Source organism: Aureispira sp. CCB-E, assembly GCF_031326345.1.
Classification (GTDB): Bacteria; Bacteroidota; Bacteroidia; order Chitinophagales; family Saprospiraceae; genus Aureispira.
In genome coordinates this window covers 361,245-376,650 of sequence record NZ_CP133671.1, presented here as the reverse complement: position 1 = coordinate 376,650, position 15,406 = coordinate 361,245, and the positions used below count along the sequence as shown (strand labels likewise).

The following is a 15,406-nucleotide window of genomic DNA, read 5'->3' as shown; positions in this document are numbered from 1 at the left end:
TTGTTGGCAAGGACATTTTTTATTATAAAAAAACTTATAATTATGCTTACTCATCGTTGTTTACTCCTTGGTTTGTGTACATTTTTTATTATCTGGAAAGCTGCTGCACAAAAAACACCCGCACTACACGAAATTGGATTAAAGGTCAATTCTGCTTTGGATCTCGGCTTTTTGTATAAGGTGGGAAAAACAAATAGTTTATTTCGTTTAGACCTGGCTTATTTGAACGGTCGTAATGCCATTCAGACAACTAGTAGTCAATATATCAATATGTCTGGAGCTGGTATTGGTGTTGGTTGGGAATTTAGAAGAAACATTATTGATAATTTGTCTTTTATCTACGGATTGGGAGCTCAATGTAGTTACCAAACTAATTATCATTTTAGTAATGGGAAAGCAACTGGAGAGGAGCATACCATATCACCAGAGTTATATTTACTTCTAGGCTTCAGTTATACATTGAATGATCAATGGCAATTCTCTATAGAAAACTGCCCTTATGTACGGTATAGAGCTAGTATTTCAGGAGCAAATCAGGAAGAAAGTCAAATTTTTTATGGTATGAATTTGACTAATACATACTTAGTAGTTGCGTATCGATTTGGTCGAAGAAAGAATAAATCTAGTTGAGTTAATATTATGAAATACAATGAGGTATAAGTAAGAAAGTAGAATTAGTTTGAATTCTATTTTGTATTGGATTTTGAGATAAAAAAACTCAAAAGGATTATTCAAAAACAATTTTATGTTAATAATTAAAATTATAACATTAGTTTGTTGTGTAGGAATTAAGGCAGAGCTTTGGGCACAGCGAATACACGAAATAGGCATTTCGCTCGATGCTGACTTAAATTATAGGTTGTCTTACAAAACTGGAAAAACAAAGAATTTTTTTAGATTACAAACTTTATTTTTGAATGGAAATAATATCAAAAAAGGGCGTGGTCAAGAAAGTGACTTTGGCATTGGTTTTAGTTTAGGAACAGAATCTAGGCATAGTTTAGCTAACAATATTGCTTTTGTCTATGGTTTTAATCTAGGTTTAAACTATCAAGTAGCGACTCGTACAATTATAGGAGACCCAAGCCAACTTACGTTGAAGACAATTCCCAATATGAATATAATTTTAGGGATGAATTATAGGTTAGGAAAACATTGGGTAATTTCATTAGAACTGCTCCCCTATTTTAATGTTGAGTTAGTAGCGGCTTATTCCAATTTAAAAGAAACCCAAAAGACAGTTGATATAGACTATGGCTTGCGATGGTCTAGTCTGCAATTAATTGTTGCTTATAGATTTAACAAGATTCATTAAAAATAGTATTTAGTGACGCTGTTATTGCGTAGTCGTGGTTTTTTGCTTTAACTTGATGAAGTATTGGTAAAAATACAAGAGCAGCTTATTATTATAAAATAAGCTGCTCTATTTGTATTTTGTAGTTGTACGATTAATAAATCTGCCCAACAATTTCTTTTATTGTGTCAACATCACCCATTGTATAGTAGTGCAAGCAAGGCACCCCAGCGGCTTTTAATTCTTTCGATTGAGCAACAGTCCATTCGATACCAACTTGACGACGTGCTTCAGCATCTTTGGCTGCTAACAACGCATCTGAAAAGTCTTTGGGAATGTCTAAGTGGAACAAACGAGGAATAGAATTTAATTGATACTTCTTAGTAATAGGTTTTAAGCCAGGTACAATAGGAACATTGATACCGACAGCTCGACAGCGATCCACAAAATCAAAATATTGTTGATTGTCAAAGAACATTTGAGTGACAATATATTCTGCTCCTGCGTCTATTTTTTGCTTTAAAAAGTACAAATCGCTTTGATGATTTGGTGCTTCAAAATGTTTTTCTGGATAACCTGCAACAGCAATACAGAAATCTGAAGGTTCTGCATTGGTAATATCATTATCTAGATAAATTCCCTCGTTCATATTGACCAATTGTTTGACCAAATCAAGTGCATAAGGATGCCCATTGGGTTCGGGAATAAATTTGCCTTCAAATTTACGGGCATCACCACGAAGTACTAAAACATTGTCGATGCCTAAGAACTGTAAATCGATTAAAGCATTTTCTGTTTCTTCTATACTAAATCCACCACAAATTAAATGAGGGACAGCGTCTACTCCATAACGATGCATGATAGCCGCACAAATGCCTACTGTTCCTGGTCGCTTACGCATGGCTACTTTTTCGTAATAGCCGCTAGAACGTTTTTTGTAAATAAATTCTTCGCGATGGTAGGTAACATCAATGAATGGAGGATTAAATTCCATCAATGGATCTAGTGTATCAAAAATACTTTGAATTTTTCCTCCTTTGAGCGGGGGCAAAATTTCAAAAGAGATTAAGGTCTCGCCATTGGCTGCCTTAAAGTGATCGGTTACTTTCATAGTTATTGGTTGTCTAAAAACTGAATGAATACAGTTAAGTAGATAGTTAGATGCTGCAAAGATATATTTTTTCAAAGAACTTCAATAAAAAAAGGCCATTTGCCATGAGCAAACAGCCTCTCCACATAAATCCAACTATATAAGGCACTTTATGTTGATTGGTAAAATTTCAATATGCTGTGGCAAGAACAATGGCAAATTGTATTTCGAAACCCACAGCATTGATTTTACCTCATATTTATACAATTCCAATCTCTGCAAATAGTTTTTTAGATTCAATAACTTCTTGAATATATAATTTTCTATTTCTTATATCTTCTTCTCTTTCAGTGATTTCTTGTATTTTTTCTAACACCAAGTCATTGTCAGAAATACCATCCAACTCTTGATTTAAGGTTTCTATTCGCTGAATTAAACCCTTGATATTCAAATCTTGATGTTCTGTCATATAGGTTAAGAAACCATTCAACTCTTTCAAATGTTCTGCACAATCTTCAATATAGGCCTCAAGCGCTTCGTCCCCTAAGAATGTAATTTGGCCTAAACCACTGGTTAGTACGGTTGTAATTACCGAAGCAACTGTTACACCAGTAGAAATTTTACCTAGTGTTTTGTACGTATCAACAACTGATTGTACGCTCGGGCGTAGTTCTTTTACACTACCTAACTGGAGGTTTGCTTGGTTAAGTTTTAGATACTTTTGATGTATTCCTTTGAGATTATTAGCAAAATCTTGAACCTTGTCACCAATTGTTTTTTCATCTGTTGTTGTTGGATCATCAGCAATTAGTTTTTCAAGGATAGAACGAGCCGTTGCCTCATGGTCTAAATCATCTTCAGTAATACCTTTTACCAAACAGTAATGCTCAGCGATTTTGTCACCTTCTTCAAAACCAATAGCGAGATAAGCTTTAGCAAAGAAAGAGCTATTTTCTAGCAGTTCTATACGAGCATTTCTATCTGTTTGAGCTTCTTTCATTAATTTTTTGACGCGTTTCTTGGTTTCGTTGTCTCGAATCATAAAGACGACTTTCCCACTGATTTTGATAACATCGCCTAATTTTTCTACGATTTTTCCACCAACATTGATACCTGCCCCTACAGCTGGCTGACCCAAACCAACGATAGCTCCCACGGTAGCTGTTCCAGAACCAACAACTTTCAACGAATCGCCAGTAACTTCCACAGCACCTTTTGCTACTTCTTCTTTTGCTGTCAACATTTCTCTACGAATAGCATGCAACATGATACTATCCTCTCTTACAGCACGTTCTTCTACAGAGCGCATATCATTTTTAGCTTGGATAGCAGCATGTAATTTTTGAGCACTAGCAATTAGCGCTTTGACGTTGACAGCAACACCAAAAGCAGAACCAACTACGTTACCAACAGAATTAAATAACCCTACAATTTCACTGACACCAGCCCCAACTTCTAATAGAGTGCCTACAATTTCCCCAGCATTTTCGACCGAAAATACTTCTTTGAAATGATCTTTAGCCAAGACAGGATCTTCAAGACCTTCTGTACTTTTTAAGATAAGCTTTGTCAATAGAGACACACTTTTGAGAACAGCAGTCGCAATCTTGGGACCATTGACTCCTTCGGCAGTTGTATTTAAGTATTTGGTAGCATTATCACATAACTTTTGAGTAGTACTAGCAATTACTTTCCCTATCATTACTTGACGCTTCCGAATTGCCTCAGGGTCGTCATCTTTTCGAGAGTCAATGATATTTTTAATATCCGTAATGGCTGTTTTGGCATCAAGAGCAGAACTTAAAACGTTTGTTGCAATTTTGCTTCCTTTCATTGGAGAACCATCAGGGTTGACCTCTTTTTCGTGGGAAGCATCTAAGATGTTAAACTCTACTTTTTTGGTCGTTCCATCGGGATTTTTAACCTCCAATTGGTATTTGCCACTTGCTAGAACCTCATTATAAACAGCCATTGGAGCTGTAATAGCTTCTTTAGCATTCATAATAAATTCCTTGAGTCCCGAATCAATAAATTCTTGTTTGGCCTCCTCTCCTTTCTTTTCAAAGTAAAGTGCTTCTGCTTTACGCCACAAACGCATTTCTTCTAAAAACTGATCTGGCCAAAAAACAATAGGAATATGTTCTAACATTCGTTCTGCTTCTGTAGGGCTTCCGCCAGCAGCTAAAATTAATTCAGCTCTTTGCACGGCTTTATCTCGAGCATTTTCTATTGCTTGTTGTTTTTCAGGTGGTAAAATATCTTTTATGTTGTCATAAGAATCGCAACCTTCCAATAAGCTCAGCACTTTTGCTTCATCTTTTTGTTTAGCTTCATGAATTTTGAGGAACATATTTCTCTCAAATTCAAGGAACTCCGTTTCTACTTTGCCCAAGATGGCATTGGCTCGTTTGGGCAGAAATAATTGAGCTTTTGCTTTTTGCACCCCGTCAACTAAGACCTTTTTTAGTGTTTTTAAATCTTCGACAGAAATATCAATGGAAAGGTCAGTGTATTTTTTATAACGATCTTCTAATTCTTTTGCCCGTAATAAAAACTCTTGTTGTTCTAGTGAGCGAATACCAACAGGACTCATTTTTATAGCTTCAAATTTAGCTTCCCAATCTCGGACCAAGGCATACTTATCCAAGGTTTGTGCATCTGAAGTCGCATTCGATTCTTTCCAAGATGTTAACAAGCGTTCTAAACCATAAATTTGTTTAATAATACCTATATTAATTTTAACGCCCAATACCTTTTTATCTTTAAACAGTGCTTCTAAGTTGAGCTTATCAATCTGTTTTTGAATACTTTCAAAAAGTGGATCTTTGTAAATAGTAACAGCATTATCATAACGATATTGCTCCGTTAACAAAGCATCTCGAATAACTTTTATAGCACTGGCATCAGCTCCTTGCTCTTGAATTTCTTCCTCCCGCAATAAAACAACAGAAATACTTTCCCAAGCAACAATTTGCTTTTGTATAGCTTTGATATTATCCTGCTTGGCCTCTTTGAGAACACTATTATCAGAGCTATTGTATTGAAAATTAGTTGCCTTATATTTATCTTGAATGGTAAGGGCTAATTGGTGTTTTTCGCTGATTTTAGCTTGATCATTGAGATCTTTGAGCTGTTGGTCAAATGATGCTGTACCTATATGAATTTTTTCTTTGCGACTTGCTTTCTTTTTAGCAAAAGCTGCATCGCTAATAGAGTCGTAGGCAGTTTCCCATTGAAGCGATAAGTCTTTCAATTTCAAGGTAGTTTCAATGTGTTGGGCCTTTTTCTGGTTAATTTTATCTACAATTGCAGCCTTTTTTTCAGGACTTGCTTTTATCAATTTTTTCTCAGCGTCTAATGCCTGTTTTTTTAAAGTAGTTTGGTTGGCAGTCAATACTTTGATTTGTTTCTCCAATTCTGCTAAATCTGCAATGGTTTTTACTTGTTCCTTGATTGGCGCAATTTCATTTTTGTATTTTTCAATATCCTTAATTGCTTGGTCTAAATCAGGGCTAGGATAATAATCTCCTATTTTAGTTTCCCAAATATTGACTTTTTTATACCAAGATTTTAACTGCTTGTTTCGTTCTTTTTGGTCCGTTACTTTCAATTTTTGCAAATCATTCGCATTTAAACCAATTGATTTTAATTCCTCATCATTACTATAATCATATGTAAGTTTAGTTTTTATATTTTGATTGATATTATCTAAATCGAAGTGTGCATCATTAATAATACCTTTGGCAGTTTGGTAACAGAGTTTTTTAGCATCCTTGTCTAAGCTACTACTCAAATAAGTCGTATGATCTTCTAGTTTTAACAAGACTTCTTGAAACTGTTCAGAAGAAAGTTGGTGTTTTTTTGCCAAATCTTCTGCTAAGTGTTTTGCCAAGGCACTTATTTTGGGGTAAGCCTCTTGGATCGCCTGTTTTTTGAGTTTGCGTTCCTTTTTCTTTAGTTGTTCTAATTTAGCTTGAACATCTACTAGCGTTGCTTGAATCTTTTTAGAGGAAGATCCTTGATGTTTTTGCAGTATATTTTGGTGCTTTTTTATTTGATCCCTAGTTTCAAACAATTGAGCGCTAAAAGTTCCATTGTCAGCATTTTCAGAAAGTTTACTAGCAATGTAAACAACAATTTGTTCAATAATTGCTTTTTTATCTTCAATTAAGCTTTGATTTAATTCTTCCGCTTTATCGGTAATAACTTTTCTTATTGGCGCCTCCAAGTTAGTTTGGCGAAAATTCAATTGATTCAATTGGTGTTGAATCCCTCCCAAAGCAGTTTCTTTAGGAATACCATCTTTCTCTTTTTCAAGATTTAATTTTTGTTCCTCAAGGAGTCTTCTTTCCTCTTCTATCGCTTCCAGCGCCTTTTTATTTTCAGGTTGATCATAAAACGCTTTTTTGGTCTGCTCTTCTAAAGTTTCTAGAACTTGTCTATTTTCCTCTACTTTGTTTTGGGTGAGTTGCTCCAAAACCGCATTGGTATCGTCTGTTTGTTTTTGCTGCCCTTGTTGAACGACAAAATCGACTAACTCTTGGCGGATCAACTCTAATTTTTTGTTTTTCTTTTTGGTTCCAAAAGCAGATATATTAGTATAGTGCATTTGCCATTCATCAATCATATAATTGATATTATCCATTAGATAAGTTGCTTTATCTTCAGATTCAGGAGTTGCCTTGTATTCTAGTTTTAGTTTTTGAAACTCTCGGTGGGCATTGATAATATCCAAGTAGTTGTCTCGCTTGGAAGTAAATGCATTAATTTTTTCCAAATACTCAACTAACTTCTCTTCTATTTTTTCAACTTCAACTTTTTCTTTTTTAGCATTGCTTAATTTTTTGCTAAGAGAACTTTTGTTTTCCCACTCTTTCTTCCATTGATTGACAAAGGCAGTGATTTGCAACAATTTAACTTTGCGCATTTCAATATCTTCTTTAGAAATAGAGCCATATTCTTCGTAGGCAGCAAATAATTTCTTGAAAGTACTACTAGCGCGACTAACTGGTTTTAATGCTGGTAAGTTCGTATCAGCTACTAATTTTGCCAAATCACGAGCATCCTGTTCCTTGGTTTCTGTTACTTTGTGTTGGTAAGGATCAATACTGCTGTGATCAATTCCTTCTTTTTTCAGCCATTTGCGCAAATCTTTTAGTTCTATGACAATTCTACTATCAAGTTGGCCAACAGCTTTTAACTCTTCTTTGCTAGGTTTGGGATTGGTTAGTTTCCAGTCGGTAATATTGGAGTCCAAAATATGCAACTCATTGTACAATTCTTTTAATTTTTCCCCTGTTGTATTATTGGCTTTATAACTTTTAGCATTGGTTATAAATTCATTTCTATTAAGAAGATAGCTTTTTAAATCTTCTCTAAAAGAAGCTAATAACTCTTTATTTAGAGCAGTAGGGTTATAGGTTATTTGGGCTTCAATCAAGAAAGCTTTTAGTTTTTTTATTTGCTTGTATTCTTCTTTACGCTCACTTTTATGACCTTTATACGTAATTTCCCATTCACTTATCAGAGTACGAATAATTTCTAGATGCCTAATTCTAGCTTCCATATTGTCGGGGGAACTTTTTTGATAACGGGCAACTTCTTGTTGAATACGACCAAAAACAGAAGTTGTTTGGCTGACAATAGTATCTCCCAAGGTATCAATAATAGAAGCTTGTTCGTCTCCATTTTCTGAACTGTTGTTTGTTGCTTGTGCAAATTCTGCCGTTACCTTTAGGCGTTTTAGCAAAACTTTGTTTAACAACCTTAAGTTGGCATCTCTTTGACCTTTACCTTTCTTTATATCTAGAATTAGCTTTTGTTTTCCTGAATCATCTTCAACCAAACTACAGGTTCCTTGCGCAAATTCTTTTCTACGTTTGTAATCGCTGTTAATTGCTTTTTTCCAAAACCCATTGACATTACCAGTAAAAATCATAGGATATTTTTCAGCTCCTTTGGCTTCTGTAAATTCAAAGTCTGTGATAAATAAAAAAGGAGCATTTCGCAGGTCTTTATTCAAAGCCTTTTTTAAGCGCTTCATTTGATAGTCACTAAAGCCACTTTTGGTAAGTTCTTCTGGAGTTTTAAAGTACTTCTTCATGTTGAATGAAGCTTCTTTTAAATCATCGACTGGATTGTTCTTTGACATAATAAGTAGAGTTTTGACCCGATTACAGATATAGTTGGAGTTTATCGTAATTGGAGTGTGATGAAATTATTTTATTGAACGTTAGTTAAAAATAACTCAACGTAAAAAAATTTAAACTTTCTTTTTAATCCTTTTTAACGCTCGATCAAGATAAGTGTCATCATTGTAAATTTGAGCAAATACTAGCCCGCCATACATATCTTGAACTGCCTGTTCTGCTTTGCCGATAGCATATTTGGCACTATATCGGTCTTGATACAAATGAGCAATACAATCAATTAATTCAGAACAAAACTGTTGCGCTACGGTACTAAAAACAGTTCGTTCATAGAGCGTTTGCAGAATCGTATTGGTCATCAAGCATCCTAGTTTAACTTCCTTATAAAAGTCTTTTAAAGCATTTAAAACTTGTTCTAAGCGATCTGAGTACTCTAAATTTTCATTATAAGCAATATTAAAAATATTATCAGAAGCTTGTTGTTTGAGATAAAGAAGTACTTCTAACATCAAATCTTCCTTATTTTTAAAGTAATAATACAAATGCGCTTTTTCTACCCCGCAGGCTTTGGCCAACATAGAGATACTTGTTGCTGGATAACCATTGGTTTTAAAAATAGCTAAGGACTTTTCTATCAACTCTTCTTTTGAGGTTTTTATTTTTGGCATAGGACTTTTATTTAACGTACGGTAAAATTAAAATAAAAAAATTAAAAAATCAAGGCCTTTTTACGATTATTATTATTAGCTCTAGCTAGTTCTAATAATAAAAAGTATGTAAATGCTTGTTTATGAGTGTTTTGTATTAGTGTATGTGAGTTTGAAAAAATCCCTCTTATCCGTTATTTAGACAAGAGGGATTATTAAAAAATGAATTAGAAAGGCAATGGATTAGCTTTTCACAACACTCATTTTCAAATTAATAGCATCAATTAACTCTACTTCATCTCCTGTTGATAAATTATCCACTAGGTTTAATTCAGTAGCCAACACTTCTGCGCAGATATAATCTTTGAAATGAGCCAAGGCATCATTTAAAGCCGTATGATTTTCTAAGGTTAAAACGATGCGATCGGTCACCTCAAATTCTTTATCTTTTCGCAAATTCTGAATGCGATTAACCAATTCGCGAGCCATTCCCTCTGCTTCTAATTCAGGTGTTAGTTTTACATCTAATGCCACCGTAATTTCTGCATCATTGGCAACCATCCACCCTTCGATATCTTCAGATGTAATGGTAACATCTTCTAGAGTTAAGTCAAATGTTTCAGTCCCCAAATTTAAGGTATAGACTCCTTCCCTTTCAAGCGTTGCAATATCTGCTTGTGTAAAGGCATCTATGGCAGCCTTTCCAGCTTTCATATTTTTACCTAAGCGTTTGCCTAGCGTTTTAAAGTTCGGTTTGATTCCTTTTTTGATAATACCTGAGGCATCAGAAACATATTCAAACTCTTTCACATTCAATTCGGAAAGAATTAAGTCTTCTACTGCTTCTACTTGTGCTTGGAAATTTTTATCCAATACAGGCAATAAGATTTTTTGCAACGGTTGGCGTACTCGTATCGCCTCTTTCTTTCTCAAAGATAACACCAAAGAAGTAATGCGTTGTGCATAGCTCATTCGTTGCTCCAAATCTTTGTCAATAGCTTCTTCTTGTACCTCTGGGAAGAATGCCAAATGAACAGAGATATGTGGCTCTTTTTGAGTGACGTTATTCAAGTTTTGATACAACCAATCAGAAAAGAAAGGAGCAATTGGAGCCATTAATTTTGCTAAGGTTGCCAAACAAGTATACAATGTTTGGTAGGCAGCTAATTTATCTTCGTTCTTCTCTCCTTTCCAAAAGCGACGGCGACACAAGCGAACATACCAGTTGCTTAAATGGCGGTCTACAAAGTCGGCAATCTTACGTCCAGCGTTGGTTGGTTCATAGTTGGCAAAATCAGCATCTACTTCTTTGACCAAAGAGTTTAATAAGGAGATGATCCAACGATCAATCTCTGCTCTTTGAGTTAATGGTACTTCTTTGCCGTATTTAAATCCCTCTAAACTAGTTCCATCATAAGTATCAACATTGGCATAAGTAGCAAAGAAATTGTAGGTATTATACAATGTTCCAAACAACTTCCGACGTGTTTCGTCCAAACCTAGTTCATCAAACTTTAAATTGTCCCAAGGTTGAGCATTGGTAAGCATATACCAGCGAGTAGCATCTGCACCATATTTGTCGAGCGTTTCAAATGGCTCTACGGCATTTCCTTTAGATTTAGACATTTTCTGTCCATTTTTATCCAAAACCAAGCCATTAGAAACGACATTTTTATAAGCAACTGAATCAAAACACATGGTTGCTATCGCATGTAAGGTATAGAACCAACCTCGAGTCTGATCTACTCCTTCTGCAATGAAATCCGCAGGGTAAGCTACTTCACCAGAGTTGGATTGCAAAGCATTATCAATCAATTCTTTATTTTCAAAAGGATAATGCCATTGTGCATAAGGCATAGAACCACTGTCAAACCAAACGTCAATTAAGTCTGTTTCTCGTGTCATTTTTTCACCCTTGCTGCTTACTAACACCACATCGTCGATGTAAGGGCGGTGCAAATCTTTGGGCATTGATTGAGTCAAACCTAGTTGTTCATTGGCAGCATCAATTCCCGCTTGCAATTCTTCTAAAGAGCCGATGCATACTTCTTCGCTCCCATCTTCTGTTCGCCAGATAGGCAATGGTATTCCCCAATAGCGAGAACGAGAGAGGTTCCAATCTTGAAGATTCTCCAACCATCCTCCAAAACGCTTTTCACCAGTTGCTTTAGGCTTCCAGTTAATGGTTTTATTGAGTTCTGACATGCGCTCTTTTTTAGCCGTTGCTCGAACGAACCAAGAATCCAAAGGATAGTATAAAACAGGTTTGTCTGTACGCCAACAATGTGGGTAGCTGTGCTTGTATTTTTCTACTTTAAAAGCTTTGTTTTCTGTCTTTAATTTGATTGCTAATTGGACATCGACCGATTTTTCAGGAGCTTCCCCTGCTTTGTAATATTCGTTTTTGACATACATACCACCAAATTCTCCCATTTCTGGTCTGAATTTGCCTTGTAGATCAACCAAAGGAACCAAATCTTCGTCTTCGTTCATAACCAGCATTGGCGGAACACCCGCTTCTTTGGCTACAAAAGCATCATCAGCTCCAAATGTAGGAGCAATATGCACGATACCTGTACCATCAGCAGTGGTTACAAAGTTTCCAGCAATCACTCGGAAAGCTTTTTCTGGATTTTCGTGTGGTAGTGCATAAGGCAAAAGTTGTTCGTATTCGATGCCCACCAAGTCGGTACCAACAAATTCTTGAACGATTAAATAAGGTATTTTTTTATCTCCAGCAGTATAGTCATCCAACTTGAAGTCATCTGTAGCTGGGGCATACTTTCCAGAAAATTGCTTGCTTACCAAATCTTTGGCTAAAACTACTTGCATTTTTTCTCCTGTATACTGATTGAAGGTTTGGACTAAAACATAAGCGATTTTAGGTCCTACACAAAGTGCTGTATTAGAAGGTAAGGTCCAAGGTGTTGTCGTCCAAGCGATAAAGTAAGTATCATCTGGAAGTACTGAATTGGGTTTGGCTTTAAATTGAGCAACAACCGTTGTGTCCGAAACATCTTTATAACAGCCAGGCTGATTCAGCTCATGAGAGCTAAGCCCTGTTCCTGCGGCAGGAGAGTAGGGTTGTATCGTATAACCTTTGTAAATTAAATCATCCTTGTATAGTTTTTGTAGTAACCACCAAACTGACTCTATATAGTTATTTTCGTAAGTGATATAAGGATCTGACATATCGACCCAATACCCCATTTTGAGGGTTAAATGATCCCACATGTCTTTGTACATCATGACCGTCTCCTTACACTCTCTGTTGTAGTCATCAACCGATATTTTTTTACCGATATCCTCTTTGGTAATTCCTAGTTTTTTTTCAACAGCCAATTCAATGGGAAGACCATGGGTGTCCCAGCCAGCTTTGCGTCGGACTAGTTTTCCTTTCATAGTTTGAAAACGGCAAAAAGTATCTTTTACAGAACGCGCCAAAACATGATGAATACCAGGTTTGCCATTGGCAGATGGAGGTCCTTCAAAGAATACAAAATTTGGACAGCCTTCACGTTCTGTCATACTTTTTTCAAAGACCTTATTTTCTTTCCAAAAATCCAACATCTGTTGGTCTATTTGAGGTAGGTCTAATTTCTTAAACTCTTGATACTTACTCACGATATTATTAGTTTATACGAATAGATTAGCCAAATGATTTTGCAAAAATAAAAAAAAGCTCTAACAAATTTTATCTGTTAGAGCTTTCATTAATTAGTTGTATAGCAAATTAACTCCGACAGATACGTTCTGATTGGATAATAATAATGCTAATAATTATATTTTTAGATTGACAATTCATGTTTTCTTGTTATGCTCCAAATGTAAGCTATTGACTTGAATAAAGCAAAAAAAGACGCATAAAGTTCCCTAAATCAATTAAAAATGTATTGGATTAACTTAATGTTCAATTTTGAAAAAGGCTTGTTTTTTAGAAAAAAAATATGTACATTGACTAGGAAATGAAATTTTCATTGGAAATACGTGTATACAATATTCATATTTATAAATCATTTACCAGTAAAAACTAAGAACAAATGGCAAAAGAAGAATTTGATTTCAAAGCATTGAAAGAATCGAAGTTTGAGGCTTACAAAAAAACGTATTGCAAACCTGCTGCTTTGAAGAAAGCTAAAGGCGGACTAGTCTTTATTAAGTTTGATTTAACAGGGAGAAAAAAAGGCTGTGTATTTTTACCTTTTCCGAAAAAAGATGGAGCTAAAAGCGCCTACGAAAAAGTAAAAAAGGATAAAAGTATTCACTTGTTAAAACATACTGCTCTCGTTGAACCAACTTATGGAAAGGCAGACGATGGTAGCCCACAAATGACATTAAATATCTTGAAAGGCGGATTGACAGCAGATTTGATAAAAGCAGAAGGGGACGAACTGTTTAACAAGACGTTTAAAATACAATTAAAAGTAACAGGTGCTTCTGACGATAGCGGTGATGTGAAAGGGAACGAAAACTCTGACGATACTAAAGAGCCTACAAAAGAGGAGAAAAAAGAAGAACCTAAAGTTGATGAGCCTAAAGACAAAACAGACCAAACAAGTCAAATCTTAGCTAAGAAAAAAGCAAGACGTGGAGAAGCCATCAAAAAAATGCAAGACGGGGTAAGCAAAATGGATTCTGTTAAAGAAACAGCTTCTGTGGATAAAATGCTAGCGAAAGTTGCTCAGTTTGAAGATGCCTTAGAGAAATTAATTAATGAAGCGCAATCGGATGGGGTTATTGATCAAGATGAAGAAAAGACCATTAATACCTTCAAAGATAATTTAGATCAACTAAAAAAGGCCATCGAAGAGAGAGAAAATGCTCCTAAAGTATTAACTCCAGAGCGTAGAAAGAAAATGAATGAAAATATGGATAAGATGAGTGCTCGGCTAGAAGCTATGCTTAGCAAGCTAGGTATTTAATGCTTCCTCAGCAATATTCTTTTAATTCTAAAAACAAATAAAGATGGCAACTCAAAGTGAAAAAATACAAAAACTTCAAGATGAAATAAAAAGTTATAAAGAAACATTGATCAAATATGGTGACATGTTTAACGCTGATGGTGTAATAGAGGAGCACGAACAGAAAAAACTAGATCAAATGCAGAGTATTATCCAAAAAGTGGAGAAAAAACTTGTTGCATTGAAAGAGAAAGCGGAGAAGAAAGAGCAAGATAATAAAGGGACAAATTTCCCTACTGTTAAGATGAAAGAAATAGGAGATTTCTTAACTAAGTTAGAAGCAAAGTTTGGCATTAAATAGTTATTGTATCTATAAAAATAAAAGAAAATGGACGAGTTAAAAGAATATGAAGCAACTCTGAAGCAATATGAATTAGAACTATCTCAATACTGGACTCAAGCACAATCTGCCGATAGTCCAGAGGGTAGGCAATTTAGTGAAGATGAGTCAAGGACTCTTGCGGAATATCGTAAAAGAATTGATAGATTGCAAAAAATAATAGATGCAAAGAAAAAGGAATTAGAAGGAGTTGATGGAAGCACTAGAGATAAAGCAATTGCTTATACTGCGTTTAAGAATAAAACTTGGAAATGGAAATTAATTGATAAGGATATTCGGTATCATGATTTTGGTGCAGCACTTGAGATTGATTTTAATTTTGGGAAAGAGGAACGTGGTAAGCAATCGTATTGGATATTAGAAACAGTAACACCTTCTCCTCAATCAACAACTGGACTTAAATTAGAAGTTTCAACAATTAAAACTAAATATTATGAACTAAAAGGCAATTTAGCTATGTCTATAGAATTCCAGTTTAAGTTAAGTACTGCTGATATAAAAGTTTCAACAACTACAGGTGTTGGATTTAGTTTAGGGCAAGATGTAAAAAACTCTATAGGTGTAGCCTTACCTGTTGAAGGGGCAACAGTTTCTGCTGGCAATGAAAATACTGTTTCAAAAGGTTTTACAGCAAATAAGGAGTGGACTAAAAGCCAAGAATTACCAGGCTCAGCAGCTACTATTACCAGACGTTTTTTGTGTGTCAATGATGGAGGTAAATTAAATATTTCTTTGGATTACAAAAATGATGTAGATCCCTCAGCAATAGATGATCCAGGAATGGACCCTATTGGTAAGGCTGATTGGGAGATAACTGCTGAAGATAGTAGCTTCATTGGAAGTTTATAAAGAATAATATTCTTCACTGTTTTAAGGAGCAGGAAAATTATTTTGATAATTTTCCTGCTCATCGCTTTTTAATAAA

At 35.1% G+C, this 15,406-nt stretch carries 9 protein-coding genes; 5 read left to right on the top strand and 4 right to left on the bottom strand.

All coding sequences use genetic code 11. The features are described from left to right. Positions 1 to 42 precede the first annotated feature (42 nt). Positions 43 to 630 (top strand): hypothetical protein, encoded by a 588-nt coding sequence (locus QP953_RS01515; protein WP_309553738.1) that lies wholly within the window; start codon positions 43 to 45, stop codon positions 628 to 630. Positions 631 to 745: 115 nt separating this feature from the next. Continuing rightward, positions 746 to 1,315, top strand: coding sequence for a hypothetical protein (locus tag QP953_RS01510; RefSeq protein WP_309553737.1), 570 nt, complete (start codon positions 746 to 748; stop codon positions 1,313 to 1,315). A gap of 133 nt (positions 1,316 to 1,448) precedes the next feature. Here QP953_RS01510 and metF read toward each other — a convergent pair whose 3' ends face one another. From metF to ileS, 4 genes are all read right to left on the bottom strand, one after another. Further along, a complete protein-coding gene (metF, locus tag QP953_RS01505; protein WP_052596535.1) occupies positions 1,449 to 2,405 on the bottom strand; it encodes a methylenetetrahydrofolate reductase [NAD(P)H] in 957 nt (318 codons plus the stop codon). A 238-nt stretch (positions 2,406 to 2,643) separates the two neighbouring features. Further along, positions 2,644 to 8,535: a hypothetical protein gene (locus tag QP953_RS01500; RefSeq protein WP_309553736.1), complete on the bottom strand. Its 5,892-nt coding sequence runs from the start codon at positions 8,533 to 8,535 to the stop codon at positions 2,644 to 2,646. A gap of 111 nt (positions 8,536 to 8,646) precedes the next feature. After that, complete coding sequence (locus QP953_RS01495) at positions 8,647 to 9,201, bottom strand: TetR/AcrR family transcriptional regulator (RefSeq protein WP_052596531.1); 555 nt, start codon at positions 9,199 to 9,201, stop codon at positions 8,647 to 8,649. 222 nt (positions 9,202 to 9,423) lie between these two features. After that, positions 9,424 to 12,807 (bottom strand): isoleucine--tRNA ligase, encoded by a 3,384-nt coding sequence (ileS, locus tag QP953_RS01490; RefSeq protein ID WP_408913527.1) that lies wholly within the window; start codon positions 12,805 to 12,807, stop codon positions 9,424 to 9,426. 413 nt (positions 12,808 to 13,220) lie between these two features. Here ileS and QP953_RS01485 point away from each other — a divergent pair, with 413 nt between their 5' ends. Genes QP953_RS01485 through QP953_RS01475 form a run of 3 tightly spaced genes read left to right on the top strand, consistent with a single transcriptional unit; the run spans position 13,221 to position 15,330 of the window. Next, the gene (locus tag QP953_RS01485) at positions 13,221 to 14,102 is read left to right on the top strand and encodes a hypothetical protein (protein ID WP_309553734.1); all 882 of its coding nucleotides are present in this window, start codon (positions 13,221 to 13,223) and stop codon (positions 14,100 to 14,102) included. A 43-nt stretch (positions 14,103 to 14,145) separates the two neighbouring features. Next, a complete protein-coding gene (locus QP953_RS01480; RefSeq protein ID WP_309553733.1) occupies positions 14,146 to 14,442 on the top strand; it encodes a hypothetical protein in 297 nt (98 codons plus the stop codon). A 27-nt stretch (positions 14,443 to 14,469) separates the two neighbouring features. Further along, complete coding sequence (locus tag QP953_RS01475) at positions 14,470 to 15,330, top strand: hypothetical protein (protein WP_309553732.1); 861 nt, start codon at positions 14,470 to 14,472, stop codon at positions 15,328 to 15,330. Positions 15,331 to 15,406: the final 76 nt, after the last annotated feature.

What these genes read in the sequence shown, in the direction of transcription:
- QP953_RS01510 (WP_309553737.1), top strand. Translation starts at nt 746, where the DNA reads ATGTTAATAATTAAAATTATAACATTAGTTTGTTGTGTAGGAATTAAG.
- QP953_RS01480 (WP_309553733.1), top strand. Translation starts at nt 14,146, where the DNA reads ATGGCAACTCAAAGTGAAAAAATACAAAAACTTCAAGATGAAATAAAA.
- QP953_RS01485 (WP_309553734.1), top strand. Translation starts at nt 13,221, where the DNA reads ATGGCAAAAGAAGAATTTGATTTCAAAGCATTGAAAGAATCGAAGTTT.
- QP953_RS01495 (WP_052596531.1), bottom strand. Translation starts at nt 9,201, where the DNA reads ATGCCAAAAATAAAAACCTCAAAAGAAGAGTTGATAGAAAAGTCCTTA.
- metF (WP_052596535.1), bottom strand. Translation starts at nt 2,405, where the DNA reads ATGAAAGTAACCGATCACTTTAAGGCAGCCAATGGCGAGACCTTAATC.
- QP953_RS01515 (WP_309553738.1), top strand. Translation starts at nt 43, where the DNA reads ATGCTTACTCATCGTTGTTTACTCCTTGGTTTGTGTACATTTTTTATT.
- QP953_RS01500 (WP_309553736.1), bottom strand. Translation starts at nt 8,535, where the DNA reads ATGTCAAAGAACAATCCAGTCGATGATTTAAAAGAAGCTTCATTCAAC.
- QP953_RS01475 (WP_309553732.1), top strand. Translation starts at nt 14,470, where the DNA reads ATGGACGAGTTAAAAGAATATGAAGCAACTCTGAAGCAATATGAATTA.